The organism is Flavobacterium sp. 102 (assembly GCF_003634615.1).
Classification (GTDB): Bacteria; Bacteroidota; Bacteroidia; order Flavobacteriales; family Flavobacteriaceae; genus Flavobacterium.
This window is the reverse complement of sequence record NZ_RBKX01000001.1, coordinates 3192085-3216955: the sequence shown is the minus strand read 5'-3', so window position 1 is coordinate 3216955 and position 24871 is coordinate 3192085. Positions and strand designations below refer to the sequence as shown.

The window sequence follows — 24871 nt, the reverse complement described above, 5'->3', positions numbered from 1 at the left end:
CTCAACTGTGTTCTGTCTTTACGGTTTTCCATATCGTTAGTATATATTCAAGGGGCTATTCATAACTCGGAACCCAAAACCTTGAACCCGCAACCCACAACCCATAGTGCAAACTTGTCACTGGCGACAAAGATGATGCATAAAATGTGTCATACTTTTCAGTAGCGACAAAAATGCACCACAAAATGCATCATACTTTTCACTAGCGACAAAAATGTAGCATAAAATGTGTCATACTTTTCAGTAGCGACAAAAATGTGCACAATAAATCACCCTGTTTTTCCGTTTTAGTAAACATGCACTTACCCTTTTATGGTTTGACCAATAGGGTACTAACCCATAATCTATGAGGAGAAAATCTCAGGAAATCAAGGGCATGCTGGGGTTTACCCAAGACGAAATGGCCCAACTTTTAAAGCTTCACCGCACTACCGTGTCCCGTTTTGAGTTGGGCAACGGAAATATTCCTCACCGTTCAAACGTACTGTTGGGCGCCATGCTCAAATACAGCCAATCGCCTGAAGCTAAGGCTGACCTGCCCGAAGCGCTGGAAGAACAACAGGCACTGGAGGCCGTTAAACTACAGAAAATGATTAAGGAAAACGAATACCAGTATGAGCGACTGAGCCGGAAACTGAATAAGGCACAAGCTACGTATGCCTATAACGAAAAAGCCACGAAGCTCCTGTATTTCCTAAGGGAACGCGCCGCTGAACTGCCCGAAGTGTCCCCCGATGTATTGCGTCTTTTGGAAAATAGGGTGAAAGCTTCGCTCCAAAAACTGGGCAAAGCCGATGTGTTAGCTTTGGAATTGCAGGTCGATTTATTAGTCTACCAAAAAATGCTGTTGGAAAGGAAACAGTATGAAATTGGCGCTAACGGCAATGAGAATAATGCATCGCTAGTTTAACCACTAAGCATACGAAATCTTAGTGACCTTTGCGTAAAACTTTGCGGGCTTTGCGGTTAAATTTAGTCACAGTCGCAGTCGCCAGTTTAACCACTAAAATTCACAAAGCAGATGATCTTCGAGGTAAACTAACCGGCTAAACCGTCATCGAGAACAATTGTGTCTGTGGTGTTTTGCGTTTCAACCTTAAATCAAAAGCCATACAGATGTTGCGCACAAAAGCTTTTCCTTTTTCGGTTACAACCAAACGGTTGGGTTGCATTAATAACAATCCGTCGCTTTCCATTTCGTGGAGTTGTGCTAATACTTCGGGAAGTTCTTTAAAGTATAAGTTGTCCTCTTTCCATGATGTTTCAAATTGGCACATCAAGTTAAGAATATGACGGCGAATGATTAGGTCTTCTTCGGTTAAAACGTGCCCACGGTAAACCGGTAATTCATTGTTGGCCAAACGGGCGTAATAGGTTTCTAGTTCTTTTTCGTTTTGGGCAAAGGCATACCAACTGTCACTGATAGAAGAGACGCCTAAACCAATCATCAATTGGGTTTTAGATGCCGTATAACCCATAAAATTACGATGTAACTTTCCGGCTTTGAAGGCTTTGTACATGGTGTCTTCTTCCAAGGCAAAGTGATCCATTCCGATTTCATGATACCCTTTTTTAAACAAAAGAGTTTTGCCTACTTCATAAAGTTGGCGTTTCTCATCATCTTTCGGAACATCTTCGTCTTTGAAACCACGTTGTCCGTTGCCTTTAATCCATGGTACGTGTGCATAACTGTAAAATGCCAAGCGATTAGGGGAAAGCGAATTGGTTTTTTCAATCGTGTCAACCACATTTTCTAATGTTTGAAAAGGTAACCCGAAAACCAAATCATGTGAAATCGAAGTATAGCCTATCTCTTTCGCCCAAAAAGTTACTTTGGCCACATTGTGAAAGGGTTGAATTCTATGTATAGCGGTTTGTACTTTTTCGCTGTAATCTTGCACGCCATAACTCACTCTTCTAAAACCTAAATCATATAGTTTTTGTAAATGTTCACGTGTCGTATTGTTGGGATGTCCTTCAAAACTGAATTCGTATTCGCTAGCTTTTTTGGCTTTGCGAAGAATTCCGGTAATCAATCGCTCTAAGTTTTCAGGAGAAAAGAAAGTTGGTGTTCCGCCGCCCAAATGAATCTCTTTGATGATTGGCTTTTCTGTAAATAAATTACAATACAATTCCCATTCTTTGAGTACGGCTTCGATATAAGGATGTTCTACTTCGTGGCGTTTGGTTATGCGCTTGTGGCAACCACAAAACGTACACAGACTTTCGCAAAATGGTAAATGAATATAAAGGCTAATACCTTCAGTAGCATTACTTTCTTTGAAGCTTCGCAAAAAGGTCTGTTGCCATTTCGATTCAGAAAAAGAAACTTCGTCCCAATATGGAACTGTTGGATAACTGGTGTATCGCGGACCTGGAACGTTATATTTTTGGACTAATGAAACTGACATAATACTACTTTACAAGGACAAAAGTAGTTCGGATTTTTGCCAATAAAAATGACAATTGTCATGTAAAATAATTAATACCTCACTACTTTAACTACTTGCTGGTTTAGTTTCAAGAAATAAGTTCCGGTGGCTACTTCGCTTAAATTTAAAACCGTTTGGTCATTGGAGATTTCAAAGATTTCAAAGATTTGTCCCAAAATGGAAAACAATTCAGCCTTTCCACGATAGCCATTCGAAGAAATTGTAATAAAATCTTTGGTCGGATTCGGATAAACTACCAGTGAATTTTGATTGTGGTTCGGAACGTCTAAAGTTGCCGGATTTAATTTGGCCAAAAAAGGATAATATTGAAAATCATCAGTTCCGGCTTGTAAATTGTCAAAATTGATAATATCATTCGCCATTCCGGATACCATAACACTTCCATCAGCCAAAATGCTGATGCCATCGGTTCGGTCTTCAGAATTACCACCGGCGGTTTTCGCCCAAAGCACATTGCCTTGAGGTGAATATTTTAAAATCAGCACGTCACTGTTGGAACCAACTTGGGTTTGCGAACTCACATTGGTATTCCATTGAATAGTACCTTGTGTTTTTCCGGCCACATAAATATTTCCTTGATTGTCAAGAGTTAAAAAGTTGCGTTGACCAATTTCGGCACCACCGCTTCCCGGAACTTCTCTTACCCATTGTACTGTTCCTGTCGAATTGAATTTAGCCAAAAAGAAATCATAATTACCCATCGGACCTTCGCAAGTGATGTCGCCAATCGAAAAAGCGTCAAATAAATGTGAGCTGAAATAGACTTCATCCGGTGTTCGGGCAATGACCATTGGTTCCGGACAAGTAATGTCTTCTACATAATGCATCCATTGCATTTGTCCGGTCGGATTGTATTTTACGACATAAACATTGTATAGAAAAGGCGCAGGCATATTGGTACCGTTGAAGTTGGCGTTCATTTCGGCACACGAACCGGCCGCGTAAATATTGCCTTCTGTATCTATACTGACAGCGCTGAGGAGTTTTACTTGAGTTTGTGTGATGAGTTGCAAAGAGTTTCCATTAGCATCCAATTTTTCAATAAAGGAATTTTGATAATCGTCATAACCTATAAATACGTTTTGTTGGCTGTCAATCGCCATCGCATTGAAATGTTGGGTAAAATCACCCGGAATTACTTTGTGCCACAGCAGTTCACCATTGGCATTGAATTTTAGTAATAACGGATTTACGTTTAGCAAATTGGTGGTCAAATTAAAATTGTCAATAGTAATTGAAGTAAGATAGGTTACAGCCATATATAGATTTCCGGCATTATCGGTGACCAATTTATAAGCATGAACATCACCATTGATATTTTTAGTGGAAACCAAAGTTCCATTTGTATCATATTTAAGTAAAGCAAGATTACCAAAAATGTCAGTGTAAGACGTTGCATTATTTTTAAATCCGCAAACATAAGTATTCCCTTGATGGTCTGTTGCGTTTGGATAACTGATCATTCCCGGATTCATACTAAAAGTAATGCTTGGCGTTCGCAGCCATTCAAAAGTCTGCGCTTGTGATACCAATTGGAACAGGATCAAAAGTGTAAGTAAGTAATTCTTTTTCATGATTTCAGTCTTGATGATTGATATACCAAAGATAGGGAAAAGGTGAAAAGGCGCTACAATTTGCAGGTTGACATTTGGTATACAGACCAAAGTAAATTTAACTTAAACAACTTTGTCACTCGCTAACAATTAAGCCACATTAGAAAGGTTATAATTAATAAATCAATGATTTTAAATTAATCATGTTGTAAAATCAATGACGGTATTTTGTGACAAAATAAAACTATACCATTATGTCAAAAAATTACACTACAAAAAGCCTGTTATTCCTCTTAATGATGGCTTTTTCCTCTGTTTCTTGGGGACAAACTTTAGTTCACTATTGGAACTTCAATGACAATAGTTCGATTGCGACCATCACAACACCAACTTCTACACTTGGTGGTGCCACTTTAAATGCGATTGCGGGTGGAATCAGTGCTATTGATTTTGCCGGAGGAACAGGACAAAACTTTAATGTTTTGAATTTGAATGCTCGCAACAGTGATGTTTCAGGAACACATTTGCGTTTTAATGACCCTATTGGCGGTGCTTTGGAATTTGCTTTGCCTACGTCAGGTTATGAAAACATCATTGTGAAATTTGCCACACGTCGTTCAGGTTCAGGCGCAGGAACACAATCTTGGTCTTATTCTTTGGATGGAACCAATTATGTCGCTTTTACAACTGTAAATCCGAATAATGGTGATCCGGCTTTAGCTACTTTAAATTTTTCGGCGGTTACTGGTGCGAATAACAACGCCAACTTCAAATTAAAAGTCGAATTTTCTCAAGGTGATGGTGGAACTGTTGGCAACAATCGTTTTGACAATTTTACGGTTGAAGGTTCATCGCTTGGTGGTACAGATACAGTAGCTCCAATTGCCACTTTCTTACCAACCAATACAACTACTAATGTGGCTATAACTGCCAATCCTACCATAACTTTTAATGAAGCCGTTCGTTTACTGGACGATTCAGCAATTAATGATACGAATGTGGATGCTTTGGTTGAATTGCGTTTGAACAATGCAACCGGAACTCTAGTGCCGTTTGATGCTACTTTTTCCGGTAATGTGATCACGATTAATCCAACGGCAGTGTTGGCTAACAATCAAGTATATTATGTGTCTTTGTTACCAAATCTGGTGGAAGATTTGAGTAATAATGCTTTGGTGACTTCTCCATCAGCAACATTTACAACTATCGCTAATCAAACGCAATTTACCGCTGGTGACATCGCTTTTGTTGCCTACAGAATGAATGCAACCGCTACCGAAGATGAAGTAGCTTTTATCACTTTCGTGGATATTATTGCAGGTACTTTTATCAACTTTACCGATTCAAAATACACTACAAATTCACCGGCGCAATGTGCCAACGGAATTGTATGGACAGCAACGCAATGCGTTCCGGCTGGTTCTGTGGTGACTATTCAAACTTCTGCATTACTTTCTAACAACGGAACTGTAACCGGTTCAGGTTTCGGATTAAGTTCTGGTGGCGATCAAGTGATTGCTTACACCGGTTCAAATGCTAATCCCAATTATCTTACGGCTTTGACTTCTAACGGATGGGTTGCTACAAACACATCATGTAGCGGAAGTTTATCAATGCTACCAACAGGTTTGATTGACGGAGTTTCATCGTTAAACACAACAACTTCTCCGGGAAATGTTGCCGGAAATACTGTAAATGCTTTTTACAGCGGAATACAAATCGGAACACCGGCAGCTTTAAGAACATCGATTTTGAATCCAACCAACTGGACAGGTGTTGCGGGTGGAACGGCAGCTCAAACTTGGCCAACCTGGAATTTCCCTAGTTCGTTGCAAGTACAAAGTGTATCAGTAATAAACAATACAACTATTCAAGTTACTTTCAACAATAACTTAGATATAATTTCGGCTTCTAATATTGCCAATTATACCGGTGTACCTAATTTAGCTTCAGTAACCATTTTAAATAACATTGCAACCTTAAATTATTCAATCGGTTTTGCTTCGGCAACCAACTATACTTTGGTGATTAGTAATGTGCAAGATTCCACTAATGCCTTGATGTCTTGTCCATTCTCATATGCGTTTTCTTATAACACTTCAGTAAGCTTAGCTTCTAATTTTATTACGGTAAATGAAACGGCTGGCACACTTTCTTTTGTAGTTAATTTGTCAAGTCCGGCAACAAGTTCAGTAGATTTAGTAGTAAAAGGAACGCCTTTCAGTACGGCTGACAGCAACGATTTTACTTTGGCAACACAAACTTTAAACTTTACCGGTTCAAGTGCTTTGACACAAACCATTACTATTCCAATTATTGACGATATTTTGGAAGAACAACAAGCGGAGTACTTTGTGTTGAGTCTCGAAAATGCAGTAGGTTTATCAATTTCAGGAACTCCAACATCAACGGTTTATATTATTGATAACGACAGATTAGCACCGGTTCCAAGCAACCAAATCGAGTTAAATTATATTGGTAGTTTTGATCCATCTGGTAGTAATTCAAGTACTTGTGAAATTGTAGTTCATGATCCGGTTTCTCAACGATTATTTACAACGAGTGCGATTGCAGGATTTTTAGATATTATCAATTTTAGTGATCCAACCACACCAACAGTAGTAAGCTCAATCGATATGAATTCATACGGTGGCGTAACTTCGGTTGCGGTCAAAAATGGAGTAGTAGCAGTGGCTTCGCCTAATGCTGATGAGACTTTAAATGGTTCAGTAGTATTTTTTGATACCAATGGAGTTTTCTTAAAACAAGTAACCGTTGGCGCTTTACCTGATATGATTACGTTTTCACCGGATGGAAATAAAGTAATGACAGCCAATGAAGGTCAGCCAAACGCTAACTATTCTATTGATCCTGAAGGTTCAGTAAGTATTATTGATATTTCGGGTGGAATTGCTGCTTTGACACAAGCCAATGTAACTACCTTATTGTTTACGGCTTATAATGCGCAAGAAGCCACTTTAATTGCATCGGGTGTTAGAAAATTAAAATTGACAAGCACTATGTCTCAAGATTTCGAACCGGAATACATAACAATTAGTGCTGACTCTCAAAAAGCTTGGGTTACTTTACAAGAAAATAATGCTATTGCTGAAATCAATTTGGTAACAACTTCATTCACCGATATTTGGGCACTAGGAACCAAAGATGTAAGCATACCAGGAAACGGAATGGATATCTCTGACAATAACAACCAAGTATTAATTGCCAACTGGCCAATTCAAGCGTTCTACATGCCGGATGCCGTTGCCAGTTACAACGTTGGCGGTACAACTTATATAGTAACGGCCAATGAAGGAGATGAAAAAGAGTACACAGGATTTGTAGAAAGAACTACCGTTGGTTCGGCTTCTTATTTGTTAGATGCTGTGAATTTTCCAAATGCAAGTGTCTTGAAACAATCGTATAATATGGGCCGTTTTAGAGTTTCTAACTTAAGCGGAAATACAGATGCTGATCCTGAATTTGAAACCATCAATGCTGTTGGAGCGCGTTCATTCTCTATTTTCAACGCTACAACGAAACAATTAGTTTATGATAGTGGTGATGATTTCGAAATGTTTACAGCAGCTAATTTACCAACACTTTTCAATGCAGACCATGAAGATAATGTAGCCAAAGGAAGAAGTCGTGCCAAAGGACCGGAACCGGAAGGTGTAACGGTTGCTCAAATTGGAACAGAAACTTTTGCTTTTGTTTCTTTGGAAAGAGTAGGTGGTGTGATGGTTTACAATGTAACCAATCCGAATAATCCAACTTTTATAGATTATAAAAACAGTAGAAGTACATCAGCGTATGCTGGTGATCATGGTCCGGAAGGGATTACGTATGTGTCTGCTGAAAACAGTCCGACAGGAACACCTTATATTTTAGTGGCCAATGAAATTAGTGGAACAATTACCATTTTCGAAGTTGACGCAAATGATTTGTCTACACCTGATTTTGAAGAGAATGTGCCAACATTTGTTGTTTTCCCAAATCCTTCTGTGGATAATGGTTTGGTTTACTTCAATCGTTCAGCCGATATTGAAGTTTATGATATTTCTGGAAAAATAATTTTATCGCAAAAAGAGGCACAAACTATTGATACGAAAGATTTCAGTGCAGGAATCTATATTATCAAAACCGGTGAAGGCATTACAAAACGATTGATTATTAAATAAATTGGGTTAGTTATCAATTTGTGGAAACCTCTGATGAAAGTCAGAGGTTTTTTTTAGCTTTAAAATATACCGATAAGTATATTTTGTATATATTTGTTTAATAATAATTTTCAAATGATTTCAAAAGCTGACCGTACCAAACAATTTATTATTGAAAAAATCGCACCTATCTTTAATTGTAAAGGATATGCTTGCACTTCGCTCAATGATATGATTGTGGCTACCGGCTTGACCAAAGGAAGCATTTATGGAAACTTTGAAAGTAAAGATGAAGTAGCTTTAGCGGTTTTTGATTATAATTTTCAACTTGTTGTTACTCATATCAGAAGCAAGATGGAAACCCGAAATTCCATTGTGGAAAAATTACTTGTTTATCCCGAAACGTATAGAAATTACCTTCAATTGCCTTTTTTGCAACACGGTTGTCCGGTGATGAATACCGCTATTGAAGCTGATGGAACGCATCCGCAATTAAAAGCTAAAGCGGCTAATGCCATACAATTCTGGAGAAGTTCAATGGAAAGACAATTGAACGAAGGAATGGCATCAGGCGAAATCAAATCAGATAGTAATACCAACGAAATTTGTACGGTCATTATTTCACTTATACAAGGCGGCGTTATGCAGACAAAAGTTACAGGGAATACAATTGCGCTCAACAGCGGAATGGATTATTTAGTGCGTTTTATCCAAAACCTTAAAGGCTAAAAAAATTTATCATAAAATATACCGATTGGTATATTGTAATATTTAAAACTAAAACCAAAAACAATGAAAAATTTATTCAAAATGATGCTTCTCGGAAGCATAACACTAAGCAGTGCTATTGAAGCACAAACTGTTAAAGGATTCAATCATCTCGAAAGTGTAGTCGCCGATGGACGCTATTTTTATGTCGCCGATATTGGAAAAAACTTAACACCGGATGCCAAAGACGGCGATGGCAAAATTCTAAAACTTGATTCAAAAGGGAACATACTTGTGTCAACTTTTGCCAAAGAAATACTGAATGCTCCAAAAGGTTTGGCGATTCACAAAGACATTTTATTTCTTACCGATATTGACAGAATTGTGGCTGTTGACAAAAAAACCGGAACGACTTTATACCAAATCGATTTTAGCAATGATGCTCATTTTCTCAATGATATAGCCGTTTGGGATGCGAATACACTTTACGTTTCGGCTACCGATGTAAGCAAATTGTACAAAGTTAATCTCTTAGATAGAACCTACACTGAAGTGGTTATTGATAAACCCATAGCCGGAATCAACGGATTGTTCTGTTATAAAAAAGCAAGTTTGTTGTATGTCAACGGTTTGGGAACCAATAACAAATCGAATGGCGTAGTGGGTTTCATCAATTTAAAGAACAACACTTTCACCCAATTAACGGCTGCCGAAGGGATTTATGATGGATTATTTGTAGCCAATGATGTGCTTTACACCAGCAATTGGGTAGCTTATGAAAAGAAAGGAATTTTGCTTTCTATTCAATTGTCAACCCGACGCATTAACCGATTGCCATTGGCCGAAACTATAGCCGGACCGGCTGATTTTATTATAGAAGGCAACAGTTTTGTTGTTCCCGCTATGATTTCGGGAGAATTGCATTTTCTTCCCTATACTAATTCATTAACTCAAAAATTTTAAAAATATGGACATAACTCCAAAATCGGTTTATACCGTTCGTTTCAGCGACTGTGATTTATTCGGACATTTAAACAACGCCCGCTACATCGATTATTTTTTAAATGCCAGAGAAGATCATCTTAAAACTTACTATAATTTAGATTTGGTTGAATTCTATCAAAAAAATGTTTCTTGGGTTGTTGGCGGGCATGAAATTGCTTATCTCCGTCCGGCTATGTACAATGAAAAAGTGTCCATTCAATCCACTTTACTCAAAGCCGATGCCGAATATTTATTAGTAGAAATCCAAATGAAAAGCGAAAATGAATCACATCTAAAAGCCATTATGAGAACCAAATTTGTACCCATTGATACAAAAACCGGTAGAAAATCACCTCATGAAGCTTCCTTTTTTGATTGGGCAAAAACCATTGAGAACAGTAAAATTGAACATTACAATACATTAGAAGAGCGAATTAATCAGTTATTGTTCAGAAAAGTATCAGAAATATAACTGTTTGTCAAAAAGCAAATACACAAAAACCGTCGCGATTGCTCGTGACGGTTTTTTATCTTTTTCATAGCATAAATTGTCATTGGTTAGGACCAAAACGGGGATTTTGTTGAAAGCTTCTTCTCTTGACCCAACAACATTGTTTTATTATAATAACAAATTTGCTGCTTTTTAAAAAAGTTGTGTTCTAAAATTTTTTCTAATTGTTATATAATTTTCATCCTCCAAAAGGTTGAGGTAACGGAACAAACTCGGTTTCATTGGGCACTTTCGGAAAGCGTTGGGCAGTCCAGTCTTCCTTAGCTTGCTCAATAAAGTCTTTGTCAGAATGCACAAAATTCCAATAAATAAAATGCTCTTCAGGAAAAGGTTCACCACCAAAAAGATAAAGCGTAGTGTTTTCACTCATTTCAAATTCGCAAAGACTGGCTTCTTTGGCAACTAATAACTGTTTGGTGCCATAAATATGACCATCATTAGTAATGCTTCCATTCAAAATATACATGGCACTTTCACCATAAAGTTCGTGACCGATATTGACTTTAGTTCGAGTAGTACTTTTGATTTCAATAAAGTACAACGGACTATATACCGGAACTAATGATTTTTTACCGAAAGCTTTTCCGGCAATCAGTTTTATCGTAACACCATCTTGTTGCCATTCGGGAATGTCTTGAGCTTCTACATGTGTAAACGAAGGTTCCATGTTTTCTAAAGCTTTGGGCAAAGCGACCCAAATCTGTAATCCGTGTAGCCTTTTTTCGGTATGGCGCAAATATTCGGGCGTTCGCTCCGAGTGTACAATTCCTTTTCCGGCAGTCATCCAATTTACCGCTCCGGGTTCGATGACCATTTCGGTGCCCAAACTGTCTCTGTGCATAATCGCACCTTCAAATAAATAAGTAAGTGTCGAAAGTCCGATATGCGGATGAGGCGGAACATCCATATTTTGATAGTCTTTTAATTGCGCAGGTCCCATATGATCGATAAAAACAAATGGACCAACGGCACGTTTTTCTCGAAAAGGCAACAATCGCCCAACCAAAAAGTTCCCAATATCTGCGGCGCGTTCTTCTATAATGATTCCAATATTTGACATGTCGTGTTGTTTGTTTTAATAACTACTAAATTAATCATTTTTGGCTCAAAAAAACCGCAAAGCTCAAAAGTGCCTTACGGTTTCAATCAAAAACTATCAATCATTATTGTTTCACAAATTGTACTTCGGCGTTTAATTTTATGTCTTCTCCAACCAATACACCACCGGTTTCTAAAGCAGCATTCCAAGTTAGACCGAACTCTTTACGGTTAATTTTACCGTTTAAAGAAAGCCCGATTTTGGTGTTTCCCCATGGGTCTTTCATCAATCCGCTGTATTCAGTGTCTAAAGTGATGCTTTTGGTCACGTCTTTAATTGTCAAATCACCACTGATTTTGTATTCGCCTTCGTTTACTTTTTTGACACTGGTGCTTTTGAAAGTCAGTTTTCCGAAGTTTTCTACATCAAAGAAATCTGCACTTCTCAAGTGATTGTCTCTGTCGTCGTTTCCGGTGTTGATAGAATTTACTTCTGCGGAGAAATTAATCGCTGCGGTTTCAAAATTTTCTTCTTCGTTTTCAATATCCGCATCAAATAAATTGAATTTTCCGGATACGTTTGTAAACATCATGTGTTTCACTTTAAAACCTATTTCTGAATGTGTTGGGTCTATAGCCCAAGTTGTTTTTGCCATTGTTTTTTATTTTAAGGAGTTAAATAATATGTCTTGTTTTAAAGTATGGCTGATACTTCTTTTGAACATTACAAAGGTAGAATGAGTTCAACCCTGATGCACTTAACCTAGATTAAGAAATGACAAGGTTTTATTTCTGGATATTTAAAAGTTAATTTTTTCAAAAATTAATTACAGTGACCAATAGTATAGTAGTTTTGCACTGTCATTTTTTAGATAACTATGAAAATATTATATACTTATATTCAAAAGCACAAAATGCTTTTGTTTTTTGCTCTTTTTTTAGCCGCGATAAACCAATGTTTTTCTTTATTCGATTCGATTATTATTGGAAAATTACTAAATGAATGTGGCGTAGGTGTTGCCAACTTCAATCACAACCAAGAAACTTTTGTCAAAGCGGTTTTGGGTTGGTTGGGCTTGTCATTAGGCGCCGCCATGATGTCGCGTATTGCTAAAAATTTCCAAGATTATTTTACCAATATTATCATCCAACGCACCGGTGCTCAAATGTACACTGACGGAATTCAAAAAGCTTTGCAATTACCGTATCAGGATTTTGAAGACCAACGAAGTGGTGAAACTTTAGGCAAATTGCAAAAGGTAAAAATTGATTGCGAAAAGTTTATCACTTTGTCCATCTCGATGGTTTTTCAAACGTTGATAGGCATTATTTTTGTCGTGGTTTATGCGATAAATATCCATTGGCTTTTGGGTCCGATTTTCTTGGCAACCGTTCCTGTTATTGCTTTGGTTAGTTCCTTTTTAGGCAAAAAAATCAAAAAGGTTTCTCGTGAGATTTTAGGTGAAACTACTGCTTTAGCCGGCGCTACTACTGAATCCCTTCGCAATATCGAATTGGTCAAAAGTTTAGGTTTAACCGAACAAGAAGTCAATCGATTGAACAATACTACGATTAAAATTCTGGGATTAGAATTGAAGAAAGTGCGTTTTATCCGTTCGTTAAGTTTTATCCAAGGCACATCGGTACATTTTATGAGAACGACTTTGGTGTTTGCCTTGTACATGTTTATTTTTAACGGCATCATCAAACCCGGTGATTTAATTACATTGATGTTTTTCTCTTTCTTTTTATTCAATCCGTTGCAGGAATTGGGGAATGTGATTGCGACTTACAACGAAACCAAAGCTTCTATGGACAACTTTAGTGAGTTAATGAATGCGAAAAGTGAAAGCAAACCACTGCATCCGCAAACTATTGGGGCAATCAATCATTTGAGGTTTTCGCATATTTCGTTCAAACACCAATCGGCTTCGACTTATGCCGTAAAAGATATTTCTTTTGAAGCCAAAGCAGGTGAAACCATCGCTTTTGTTGGTCCGTCGGGAAGTGGTAAAACGACTTTGGTTAAGATGTTAGTCGGATTATATACGCCGGAATCAGGCTCCATTTTTTACAATGAAAAAAATGCGAAAGACATCGATTTGAATGAACTCAGACAGCAATTGGGATTTGTGACACAAGATGCGCAATTGTTTTCGGGAACAATAAAAGACAACTTATTGTTTGTAAAACCAACTGCTACCGATGAAGAACTAAATGATGTTTTGCAAAAATCAGCCTGTCAAAACCTATTGTATCGTGCCGAAAAAGGGATTGAAACCACCATAGGCGAAGGCGGAATCAAAGTTTCCGGCGGAGAAAAACAACGTTTGTCTATAGCGCGAGCTTTGTTGAGAAATCCGAGATTACTGCTTTTTGACGAAGCGACGTCAGCATTAGATTCAATTACTGAAGAAGAAATTACCCAAACCATCAGAAATATTTCTTCCAAACAAGACCAAATCACGGTTTTGATTGCGCACCGTTTGTCTACGATTATGCATGCGGATAAAATATTTGTGTTGGAACAAGGGCAAATTATTGAGCAAGGAAAACACCTCGATTTAATTGAAGAAAAAGGATTGTACTACGCCATGTGGCGCCAACAAATTGGAGAACGAAAATAGTTTCTCAGCACAATAAAGAGTACATTTAATTAAAATATTAGCCTTATTTTTGGTGTGGTTTTAAAATTAAGGCTTATCAAATCAGTATATCTTTTTATCAGCTTATTTTGGCTTACTACGGTCAGTGCCGCAGATAGTAAGCAATGCGATTCTCTTATCAAAACGGGAGTCGAATTGATGCTGAAGAAAAATCACGTCAAGTCGTTAGAGTTACTTTCCAATGCCCGAAATATGGCAGAAAAAAACAAATGGTACAAACAATTGTTTTTAGCCCAAAACAATATCGGAAACAATTACTACATGCTGTTGGATTATGGCGAAGCTTTGAAACAGTATTTAATTAGTTACCAAATTGCCGTCAAGCACTTAGATCCGCAACACGAGATGATAGTGCTGAATAACATCGCTATTTTATACGGTAAGGAAAAGAAATTTGAGAAATCCAATGAATATTTTTACAAGGCCTTTCTAATTGCCCAAAAAAGCAATGATTCCCTTAAAATGGGTTTGTATTCAATGAATTTAGGCAGCTTGGCCAACGATGAAAATAAACTCCGGAAAGCCCGAAATTATTTCAATGATGCGCTGCGTTATACCCAAAGACCTGAAGTGAAAATTCCGGCGCAAATCGGACTTAGTGCCAATGATTTATTGTTGGGAGAAACCAACAGAGCGCGATTAAGAGCAATTGCGCTGCTTCCAAAACTAAAAGAAGAGCAAGACATAGACCATCGCATCAGTCTTTCTACCATTATTGCCAAAACTTATTTGAAGGAAAATAATTTGTCGGCCGCATTGCAATGGACGAATAATGCCTTGGCAGAAAAACCCGATTTGGAGAATAAAATGGAGTTGTTCAAACACTTGTCTGATATTTATTTCAGATTAAAGTCTTATGATTTGGCTTTTCAATATAAAGATTCCATCAATGTTTCTAATAATGAACTGAATAGAATAAAAAACGGAAAGCTTTATGAAAGTAGTGAAGTCAAGTTTCAAATTCAGAATTACAAAGAGAAGATTTCAGAAAACGAAGCCAAAATAAAGAGCGAGCGCAATATTTTCTATTCTATCATCTTGGTGATTGTTTTAGGGATTATCATTCTGATTCTAATCTTCAGAAACCAACTCATCAAAAATAAGCAAAAGGCGCTCATCATCCAACGCGAACAAGAATTGATATCGTTCAAATTGGAAAAGGAAATCGCAGACAACGCTTTGTTGTTGGAAAAAGAAAGAACAGCTTTATTGGAACAAGAGCGACTTCAAAATGAAATAGAACTTCGAAACCAAAAAATTCTCTCTCGAGGTTTATACCAATCGGGCAGAAACCAATTGTTGCAGGATATTTTAAAATCATTGTCGAATATACCGCAACTTTCTGAAAACGGAACTGTTATCAATGACATTCGCGCTTTAAAAGAGCATCTCAAAACCGAAGAAGGTTGGGACAATTATGTGCGTCATTTTGACGATGTCAACCAAGGATTTATTAAAAAGCTCACCGAAAAGCATCCCGATTTGACGACTACAGACATCCGTTATATTTCTTATGTCTATATGAATTTAGATACCAAAGAAATCGCCACCATGCTCAATATTACTCCGGTGGCTTGTAGAAAACGCAAAGAAAGAATTGAAAAGCGTTTGCAGTTACCCGAACACATTTCTTTGAATGCTTACTTGCTGAGTATTTAATCTTGATTCTCATTTTATCGAATTTTTAATTATTAATCATCCGTTAATCAGCTGATTGTAATTGCTTGAATTGATGCTGTCACAATTTATATTGTCCAATGTCACAATTTGTCACGCCCAAAAAGAGAGTTGTTTGATGTACCCTTTCTAAATTTGTGTACAACTAACAAATTAATCTTTTAAAAAACTTGACTTATGAAAAAAGCTTTACTTCTTATCGTTTGTTTAATTGGTTTTGCAACTGCTTCCGCACAAGCACCGCAAATTACTGGTGACTTGATGCTTTGCCCTTGGACGAATGGAACGGCGACGGTTACTAATCAACCTTTTGATACTTACCAATGGTATTCTAAATATTGGTTTACTGATGATCCATATGTGGCTATTGATGGGGCAACTCAGTCGTCTTTTACTTATGATTGGTACACTTATGACCAATCTCTTTTTAAAGTTGTGGCAACGCTAAACGGTGTTACTTATGAATCAAATGTGATTCAGATTGACAGTTATGCTTGGGTTGGTTTTACGGTTGGCTCTGAAATGAATGAATTTGTAACCATTGATCCAAACAATGGGAATATGTTATTGTGTCCAGGAGGCAGTTTTACGGCTTCCATTTTTATGCCTTACAATTCCGGTATACAATGGTATAGAAATGGAGATCCTATTAATGGTGCCAATCAAATGGAATATTTGATTACCGGTCCGGGAAGTTACCACGTTGTAGCGGCGCCAAGTTTTTGTCCGAATAGCTCCAGCAACAATGAATCCCTACCAATTGTTGTGGAAGTGGATACCAATTGTAATTTAGGCACCAATCCTAATACCAGAGAAGATTTTGCTATTCATCCAAATCCCACCAAAGAAACATTATTCCTGAATTTAGAGGCCAATACTCATTTCAACAAATACCGCATCATTGATGCTTCAGGGAAAGTACTAACTGAAAGTAATTTGATCTCAGGACAAAACACAGCAGCTATCAATGTGAGTAATTTATCCGATGGATTTTACTTCATTCAATTACAAGGCGAAAACCAAAGCACTGTGAAACGATTCATTAAAAATTAAAACCAAATAACATTCAACTACAAAAGAAATCGGGACTAGTTCCCGATTTTTTATTCCTTAACTATTAAATTTCACTTTCAAAATTACCTCGGCAATATGCGAATTATATAAGAAAATGCTTTTCATCTATAAGGCTATTCTAATTTTTTTATGCCAAATTTGTAGCAATAACTGAATATCTTCTAATTAATATTATTAGCACGTAATCATTAAAAGCGTAAAGTGAGATTACATAAGTATGTAAAAAAAGGACTGAAAATAACCGGCTGGGTAATAATATCTATTATTGGGCTGTTTCTTCTTGTGGTATTGTTAATCCAAATTCCTGCGGTGCAAAATAGTATCAAGGAAAAAGCGGTTGCTTATTTAGAAGGAAAAATTCACACGCCGGTACGGATTGGCCGAATTGAAATTGGTCTTCCCAAAAAAGTCATACTCGAAGACGTTTATTTCCAAAGCCAATCCGGAGATACTTTGCTCGCCGGAGGAAAAATAGCCGTTGACATCAGTCTGTTTAAATTGTTTGATGATGAAGTAGAAATAAATTCTATTAGCCTTAAAAATATCACCGCTAATGTCAAACGCGATAAGGATTCTGTTTTCAACTTCGACTATATCATTGATGCTTTTGCTTCTAAAGAATCTAAAAGTACTAGTAAGAAAACAATATTTTCAGTGCACAACATCAATTTGGACAACATCAAAGTGCGTTTTGATGATGCCATTACCAAAAACAATCTGAACGTATCCTTGGTTCATTTTGATACCAAAATGAAAGTCTTTGACCTTGATCAAATGAGTTTTGAAATTGCCAAAATTAAACTCGACGGACTCAATGTCAAACTCAAACAAGGAGAATTGATAAGGGAAATTACCACCAACACGATTGTAAAGACAGATTCTCTTCTAAGAAAAAGACCCGATTTAAAAATCAAACTGGGCGAAATCGCTTTGTCCAAAATAAAGGTTAGTTATGACAGTGATGGTACGCATCTCAATAGTGGAATTTCACTCGAAAAACTCATTATTTCTTTTGCTGAAACCAATTTGCCCAAACAACGAATTGCTATTGATAAGTTTGAATTAGAAGGTGTTAAAGGCGGACTGACTTTTGGTAAATACGACCGTGAACTAAATATCAAAACCCCTGCACAAAAACTGCCCGACTGGAATGTTTCGCTTGCAAATGCCAGTATAAAGCAAGTCGATTTTCGTTTTGATGATGAAAATGCTATCCGAGCAACTCGTGGCATCGATTATAGACATTTGGATATAAAACAGTTCCAACTGGAAGCCAATAAGCTGAAGTGGAACACCACAGCTTTTTCCGGCAATATCAAATCCTTTGCCGTAAAAGAACAAAGTGGTGTTGAGGTGAAAGCATTACGAACCGATTTTATTTACAGTTCAAAAGGTGTACAGCTCAAAAAGCTGTATTTAGAAACGCCAAAAACGTTGATTCGTAACGAAGTGGGAATCAATTATCCGTCTTTAGAATCACTGAAAGAGAATCCGGGATTATTGGGTTTGAATGCCAATTTGCAGCAAAGTCGTATTGCTTTCACCGACATTCTACTATTTGCTCCTGAGTTGAACGAAGTCTCTTTTTTTAAAAATAATCCGAAAGCGATAGCCCAAATCAATGGTCAAATTACCGGTCAACTGCGAGATCTTACTTTTCCTCAAATGCAAATCAGTGGTATTGGAACAATGAGTATTGTTGCCAGCGGAAGAATTATCGGCTTGCCGGATGGCGCAAAAGCTTGGTACAACCTTGACATAAAAAATCTTCAATTGAGCGCTGGTGATGTTCGCAACGTTTTAGGTTCGGAGCTTATTCCGAGTAACATTCAGCTTCCGGAACAGATGAACGTTAAAGGAACTTTCAAAGGAGAATTGGATAATTTTAATACTGATGTAGTTTTAAACAGCAGTTATGGAGCCGCCAAAATTAAAACCAATTTTGACTATCGATTAAAAAATAAAGAAAAGTATAATGGTGTCGCCGAACTGAATAATTTCGATATTGGCCAATTAATTAAAAACAATGCTATCGGCAAAGTTACCCTAAAAGCCAAAGTAAAAGGCAATGGACTAAACCCAAAAACAGCTACTGCGAATGTTGATGGCTTTATGAGTAAAGGCTTTTTGAATGGCTATACTTATCAAAATCTTGCGGTAAAGGGTAATATTGTAAACGGAAATTATAAAGCTATTGCCAACATCAACGACCCGAATCTTGAGTTTGATTTGGTATCCGAGGGCAGTTTCAAAGACAAATATCCTCAGACAAAAGTTAAGCTGAATGTAGATATAGCCGATTTGGAAAAACTGAATCTGCATGCCGGTCCATTTAAACTTAAAGGTCAAGTCGATGCTGATTTATCTACCGCTGATTCCGATTATCTAAACGGGAAAATAGCGATTCATCATTTGCTTTTTGCCAATGGGAAAGAGAATTTTCAATTGGATTCAATCAGCGTTTTGGCAACTGCAACCGCCGAAAAAACCGCAATACAAGTGAAATCACAAATTTTAAAAGCGACTATTGAAGGTAAATACCAGTTGAGCCAAATCGCAACAGCCTTGTCCAATTCGTTTGCCAAATATTATGATTTTGAACCTTCGGTGAAGAAAAAAGTATCCTCACCACAACGGTTTAATTTTAGCGTTAACATCAACAACGATCCAATCATAAGTAAATTATTTCCCGAGATTACACAACTACAGCCCATCAGTATGAACGGCCGTTATAACAGTGTTAATGATACTATTGTACTCAAAGCTTTGATGCCCAAAATCGTTTATGGTGCGAGTACGATTAACAATGCGGTTATTAATATCAATACGAAAGACAATGCCTTAGCCTATAGTGTCTTTATTGATGAAGTACAAAATGCGGAATTCCGTTTGCCCCATACTTTAGTAGAAGGTATTATAAAAGACAATACGTTAGGCTATAGATTGCTATTGCTGGATGATAAGAATAAAGACCAGTACATAGTGGCAGGAACATTAAAAGCGGTCAATGGTAAAACAGAACTCCGCTTTTTACCCGAAGATTTACTGCTGAATTATGAAAAGTGGAGTTTGTCGGAAAGCAACCTGATCAGTTTTGGAAAGCAAGGCATTTATGCTAATGATTTTGAGTTGCGCAATGGCAATACTATGATAAAACTGCAGTCTCAATCGAATATTGCTAATGCGCCTTTATCAATTGACTTTACCGATTTTGATATCGCCACCTTATCACGAATGGTACAAAAAGAAGCACTGGCTTTCGGCGGTTTGATTAACGGAAAAGTGACTTTTGAAAATTTGGCGACTCAACCCAATTTCACTTCGGATTTGACTATTGGAAATTTTACCTATAAGAAAGAAGCCATTGGCGATATCAGTTTAAATATCAACAATCGCGTAGCCAATACCTATGATGTAAAAGCAGCAATTACCGGTCAAGGAAATCAAGTCGGATTGGCGGGAATTTACCGAAATGGTGATCAAAGTTTTGATTTAAAACTCGATATGCAACATTTAAATTTGTTGAGCATCCAACCGTTTACGCTCGACCAACTTTCAAAAAGTAGCGGTTATGTTTCGGGAAAATTTCATATTAAAGGTACTTTTGAGCAACCCAAAATCATAGGTGATTTGCAATTCCACAATGGTGCTTTTACAGTAAAAACGCTTAATTCGGCCTTTGAATTACTGAACGATTCTATGAGTTTTACAGAAGAAGGTATGGTGTTCAAAAAGTTCAGTTTAGGTGATTCCGAAAAAAATACTTTAGAACTGCGAGGGAAAATAGATACGCCGAATTATCGCGATTATGCTTTTAACCTTAGGATCAATGCCGATAATTTTAAAGTGACCAATTCGACTGCGAAAGACAATGATTTGTATTACGGTAAACTCTATGTCGATTCGCGTTTGCGCATCAACGGAGATTTGAACAAACCGATTGTCGATGGAAGTATTAAAGTCAATAAAAACACAGAATTGACCATTGTTTTACCACAATCAGATCCGGCTATAGCCGATAGAGAAGGCATCGTTGAATTTATCGACCAAGATGCGCCACCCATAGACGAAAGATTCAATGTTGCTTTGGATTCGCTCAACCAGTCCAAATTTAAGGGGATGAATATTTCGGTCAATATTGAAGTCGATAAAGAAGCCGAATTGACTTTGGTTATTGATAAAGGAAATGGCGATTACCTTAAAGTGAAAGGCGAAGCCCAACTTAACGGAAGCATCGACGAATCCGGAAAAACTTCGCTAACCGGACGTTACGAACTTCAAGAAGGTTCGTATGAAATGACCTTTAATTTCCTGAAAAGAAAATTCGAAATCCAGAGCGGCAGTTATATTTTATGGACAGGCGAACCGACGACGGCAGATATTAATATCAAAGCCGTTTATAAAACTAAAACCGCGCCGATTGATTTGCTCGATGACCAGTTGGGCGATATTTCTCCGACGGTGAGAAATACCTATAAACAGCGAATTCCTTTTGAAACTGTGTTGAAAATGACTGGTGAATTGCTAAAGCCTACTATTGCTTTTGATATCATTTTGCCGGAAGGTAATTATAATGTTTCTTCTGAAATAGTGAACACCACGCGAACCAAATTAGAACAACTACGCCAACAGCCGGATGAAATGAACAAACAGGTATTTGCGCTGTTGTTGTTGAATCGTTTTATCGGAGAAAACCCTTTTGCCAGCGAAGCCGGAACCGGAACAGAAACCTTTGCCCGTCAAAGTGTGAGCAAAATATTGTCGCAACAATTGAACAATTTGGCCGGAGATTTAATCAAAGGCGTTGAACTCGATTTAGACTTAGAAGCCACCGATGATTACACTACTGGTGAAAAGGCCAATCGAACCGATTTGAACGTAGGCGTTTCCAAACAATTGTTGGATGATCGATTGAAAGTAAGTGTTGGAAGTAGTTTTGGGATTGAAGGACCGGAACAAGTTAATCGGGATGCCACCAATATTGCCGGAGATGTTTCTCTAGATTACAAACTATCTAAAGACGGGCGATACACCCTAAGAGCTTATCGAAAAAATGAATACCAAGTCGCTTTACAAGGACAAGTAATAGAAACCGGAGTGGCTTTTATCATCACTATGGATTACAATAAGTTCAGCGAACTTTTTCACCGCTCCGAAGAAGAAAAAGAAATCAAAAGGAAGTTGAAAAGAAAAGCTAAGGAAGAAAAACGCTTAGAAAAGGAAAAAGCGGAACAACCTATAAAGCCGGAATAGAGATTAAAATATGAAAGCATTAAACCGATATTGTTTTATTTTTTTACTGTTGCTAATTGCATCGTCCTGCAGCAATACCAAGCGTTTACCTGAAGGCGAATTGTTGTATGTTGGCGGCAAAGTGAAAGTAGTAGATACGTCAATTTCCAAAAAAGAACGCAAGGCATTAGCCAAAGAACTAAAGCTATTGGTACGTCCCAAACCCAATACTAAATTTTTAGGAATTCGAGCCAAATTGTTTTTCTACAATCTGGCTGGCGAACCCAAAAAGCAAAAAGGTTTTCGCCATTGGTTGCGAACTAAAGTTGGCGAACCACCGGTTTTATTCAGTCAGGTTGATTTGGATTACAATACCCGTTTGCTCCAAAATTATTTAGAAAATCGAGGCTATTTTAAAGCGACGGCAACGGCCGATTCTACCAAAATAGGCAAACGTGCTACCACAGAATTTACAGCAATGCCCGGCCAACAATACCGCATTAAAGAAATCAAATTCCCTACCGATTCTACTTCATTAGGAAAAGCAATTGCGGCGACTCAGGACAAAACTCTTTTTAAGAAAGGTGATGGCTATGATTTAGAGGTGGTAAAAGCAGAGCGTGTCGGAATTGATGCCCGACTCAAAGAACAAGGCTATTATTATTTCGGTCCGGATTATATGGTAATACAAGTCGACAGCACCGTTGGAAGTTATGAAACCGATTTAATTGTAAAAGTCAAACCTGAAACGCCCGAGCAAGCCAAAAAAGTGTTTACCATTGGCAAAATAACCATCTTTCCCAATTATTCTATCAAAGACAATAAGCGCCGTTTGGACAAACAAGAGAAAGACACGACAGCGGTTGTACAGTATAAAGATTTTACGATAGTTGACAAGGAAAAAACATTCAACCCACGCATCTTTGACAGAACGCTTTATTTTTCTAAAAATGACCTTTACAACCGAACCGATCACAATCTTTCGCTCAATCGATTGGTAAATTTGGGAACGTTCAAGTTTGTAAAGAACCAGTTTACCGTTTCTGATTCTTTGGATAATGTTTTGGATGCTTATTATTATCTCACGCCTTATAAAAAGAAATCGATTCGGGTAGAACTTTTGGGTAAAACCAATTCGGCCAACTACACCGGAACCGAATTGAATGTGAATTGGAGCAACCGCAATACTTTTAAAGGAGCCGAATTGTTTACGGTTTCTGTTTTTGGCGGATTAGAAGTTCAAGTATCCGGTCAGAATAACGGCTTTGATGTTTATAGAGTAGGTTCGGAAGCGAGTTTGATTTGGCCTCGTTTTGTAGCGCCTTTTAAATTAAAATCTTCCAGCGGATTTGTACCCAAAACCAAAGCCACGATTGGTTATGAATTTCAGAAAAGAGAACAATTGTATGCGCTTAATTCCTTTAAAGGTTCTTTTGGTTATTTATGGAAAGAAAACATCCGTAAGGAACACCAATTCAATGTCACTAATATCCAATATGTCAGTCCGAATAATGTGACCAGTTTGTATTATGAGCAAATTGAGGCCAATCCAACTTTGGCGAAAGTCATTGAAAAGCAACTGATTTTTGGCCCGACTTATTCCTATACTTATACCAATACCATGGAAACGGCAAGGAAACATACCATTTATTATAAAGGAATGTTTGATACTTCGGCTACCTTGACGGGTTTAATTACCGGTGCCAATGTAAAACAAGGCGATACGATTAAAGTGCTTGGTGTTCCTTTCAGTCAATTTGTCAAATTTGAAAATGATTTTCGCCATTATATGAAAATCGGTACAGAGTCTCAATTGGCGAGCAGAATTATTGTTGGCGTCGGTTACGGCTATGGCAATTCTACCGAACTTCCTTTTATCAAACAGTTTTTTATTGGTGGTACCAATAGTATTCGTGCTTTCCGTTCGCGTTCTATTGGTCCGGGTTCTTATCTTCCGGAACCGGGAACGAGTTCTTTTTTGCCCGATCAATCAGGTGATATTAAACTGGAATTCAATACCGAGTATCGAACCAAATTGTTCAGTTTTGTCAAAGGTGCCGTATTTGTAGATGCTGGAAATATATGGTTGATGAACAAAAATCCGGATAAACCGGGTGCAGAATTTTCTAAAAAATTTATGGACCAAATAGCGGTCGGAACCGGAATCGGACTTCGATTTGACCTTTCGTTTTTACTGTTGCGTACTGATTTTGCGTTCCCCATCCGAAAACCTTATTTGGAAGACGGCAGTCGGTGGGTTTTAGACCAAATTGATTTTGGCAGTGGTTCGTGGCGCAAGGAAAATCTGGTATTCAATTTAGCTATTGGTTATCCCTTTTAAAATATTTTCTTGCCAAAAGGCTAACTTCTTTTCAAAAGACATTCCTGCATTCGCCGGACTTGTTGAAGGCAAAGTCGCCAAAGTATAAATGGATTCGGTCTTAACATAGCGCTTAAAAAAATGAGCGGATTTTTGTCCGTTAAAGTAAATATGGGTAATGTTAGGATGAGTTTTCAGAAAGGTTATAAAATCATTTGGTACTTCTTTCATAATGGCACTGTCTAGACTGCCTTGTCGCTCACAGGCTTGTAATACATCCCATAAAGCAATCTTATTTTGCAGCAAAAGACTTTTCTTAGTTTCATAATCCGTTGAAAAGGGTTGCTGGCAAATGGTGAACAAAAACTTCCAAAAATTATTTCTCGGATGTCCGTAATATTCATTAGCGCGCAACGAAGCTTCTCCCGGCATAGTACCCAATATTAATATTTTGGCTGTTGGAGAGGAAATAGAAGGGAAGGAGTAAATTTTCAT

At 37.6% G+C, this 24871-nt stretch carries 15 protein-coding genes; 10 read left to right on the top strand and 5 right to left on the bottom strand.

Features of this window, described 5'->3' with window-relative positions; genetic code table 11:
• The first annotated feature begins 346 nt into the window (after positions 1–346).
• Positions 347–910, top strand: a complete 564-nt coding sequence (locus C8C84_RS14200) for a hypothetical protein (RefSeq protein ID WP_121314275.1) — start codon at positions 347–349, stop codon at positions 908–910.
• A gap of 136 nt (positions 911–1046) precedes the next feature.
• Here C8C84_RS14200 and hemN read toward each other — a convergent pair whose 3' ends face one another.
• Together hemN and C8C84_RS14190 are read right to left on the bottom strand one after the other, a co-directional pair.
• Positions 1047–2411: an oxygen-independent coproporphyrinogen III oxidase gene (hemN, locus tag C8C84_RS14195; RefSeq protein ID WP_121314274.1), complete on the bottom strand. Its 1365-nt coding sequence runs from the start codon at positions 2409–2411 to the stop codon at positions 1047–1049.
• 71 nt (positions 2412–2482) lie between these two features.
• Positions 2483–4027 carry a T9SS type A sorting domain-containing protein gene (locus C8C84_RS14190; protein WP_121314273.1) on the bottom strand — a complete coding sequence of 515 codons (1545 nt, stop codon included), beginning with the start codon at positions 4025–4027 and terminating at the stop codon, positions 2483–2485.
• A gap of 233 nt (positions 4028–4260) precedes the next feature.
• Here C8C84_RS14190 and C8C84_RS14180 point away from each other — a divergent pair, with 233 nt between their 5' ends.
• From C8C84_RS14180 to C8C84_RS14165, 4 genes are all read left to right on the top strand, one after another.
• Positions 4261–8187, top strand: coding sequence for a choice-of-anchor I family protein (locus C8C84_RS14180; protein ID WP_233549826.1), 3927 nt, complete (start codon positions 4261–4263; stop codon positions 8185–8187).
• A gap of 114 nt (positions 8188–8301) precedes the next feature.
• Positions 8302–8895 carry a TetR/AcrR family transcriptional regulator gene (locus C8C84_RS14175; RefSeq protein ID WP_233549825.1) on the top strand — a complete coding sequence of 198 codons (594 nt, stop codon included), beginning with the start codon at positions 8302–8304 and terminating at the stop codon, positions 8893–8895.
• 63 nt (positions 8896–8958) lie between these two features.
• Positions 8959–9837, top strand: coding sequence for a hypothetical protein (locus C8C84_RS14170; protein WP_121314272.1), 879 nt, complete (start codon positions 8959–8961; stop codon positions 9835–9837).
• Between the two features lie 4 nt (positions 9838–9841).
• Positions 9842–10330: a thioesterase family protein gene (locus C8C84_RS14165; protein ID WP_121314271.1), complete on the top strand. Its 489-nt coding sequence runs from the start codon at positions 9842–9844 to the stop codon at positions 10328–10330.
• Positions 10331–10547: 217 nt separating this feature from the next.
• Here the strand turns inward: C8C84_RS14165 and C8C84_RS14160 are convergent, their stop codons facing one another.
• Complete coding sequence (locus C8C84_RS14160) at positions 10548–11429, bottom strand: pirin family protein (RefSeq protein WP_121314270.1); 882 nt, start codon at positions 11427–11429, stop codon at positions 10548–10550.
• A gap of 103 nt (positions 11430–11532) precedes the next feature.
• Positions 11533–12063, bottom strand: a complete 531-nt coding sequence (locus C8C84_RS14155; RefSeq protein ID WP_121314269.1) for a YceI family protein — start codon at positions 12061–12063, stop codon at positions 11533–11535.
• Between the two features lie 222 nt (positions 12064–12285).
• Here C8C84_RS14155 and C8C84_RS14150 point away from each other — a divergent pair, with 222 nt between their 5' ends.
• The 5 genes from C8C84_RS14150 (at position 12286) to C8C84_RS14130 (ending at position 24397) form a co-directional block, all read left to right on the top strand.
• Entirely contained in the window at positions 12286–14034 is a 1749-nt protein-coding gene (locus tag C8C84_RS14150) for an ABC transporter ATP-binding protein (RefSeq protein ID WP_121314268.1), read from the top strand.
• A 177-nt stretch (positions 14035–14211) separates the two neighbouring features.
• Entirely contained in the window at positions 14212–15732 is a 1521-nt protein-coding gene (locus tag C8C84_RS14145) for a tetratricopeptide repeat protein (protein WP_147406868.1), read from the top strand.
• Positions 15733–15927: 195 nt separating this feature from the next.
• Entirely contained in the window at positions 15928–16803 is an 876-nt protein-coding gene (locus C8C84_RS14140; RefSeq protein ID WP_121314266.1) for a T9SS type A sorting domain-containing protein, read from the top strand.
• Between the two features lie 222 nt (positions 16804–17025).
• Complete coding sequence (locus tag C8C84_RS14135) at positions 17026–22077, top strand: translocation/assembly module TamB (RefSeq protein WP_121314265.1); 5052 nt, start codon at positions 17026–17028, stop codon at positions 22075–22077.
• 10 nt (positions 22078–22087) lie between these two features.
• Positions 22088–24397 carry a BamA/TamA family outer membrane protein gene (locus C8C84_RS14130; RefSeq protein WP_121314264.1) on the top strand — a complete coding sequence of 770 codons (2310 nt, stop codon included), beginning with the start codon at positions 22088–22090 and terminating at the stop codon, positions 24395–24397.
• Here C8C84_RS14130 and C8C84_RS14125 read toward each other — a convergent pair.
• Complete coding sequence (locus C8C84_RS14125; protein WP_121314263.1) at positions 24374–24871, bottom strand: DNA-deoxyinosine glycosylase; 498 nt, start codon at positions 24869–24871, stop codon at positions 24374–24376. The two genes, C8C84_RS14130 and C8C84_RS14125, sit on opposite strands and share 24 nt — an antisense overlap.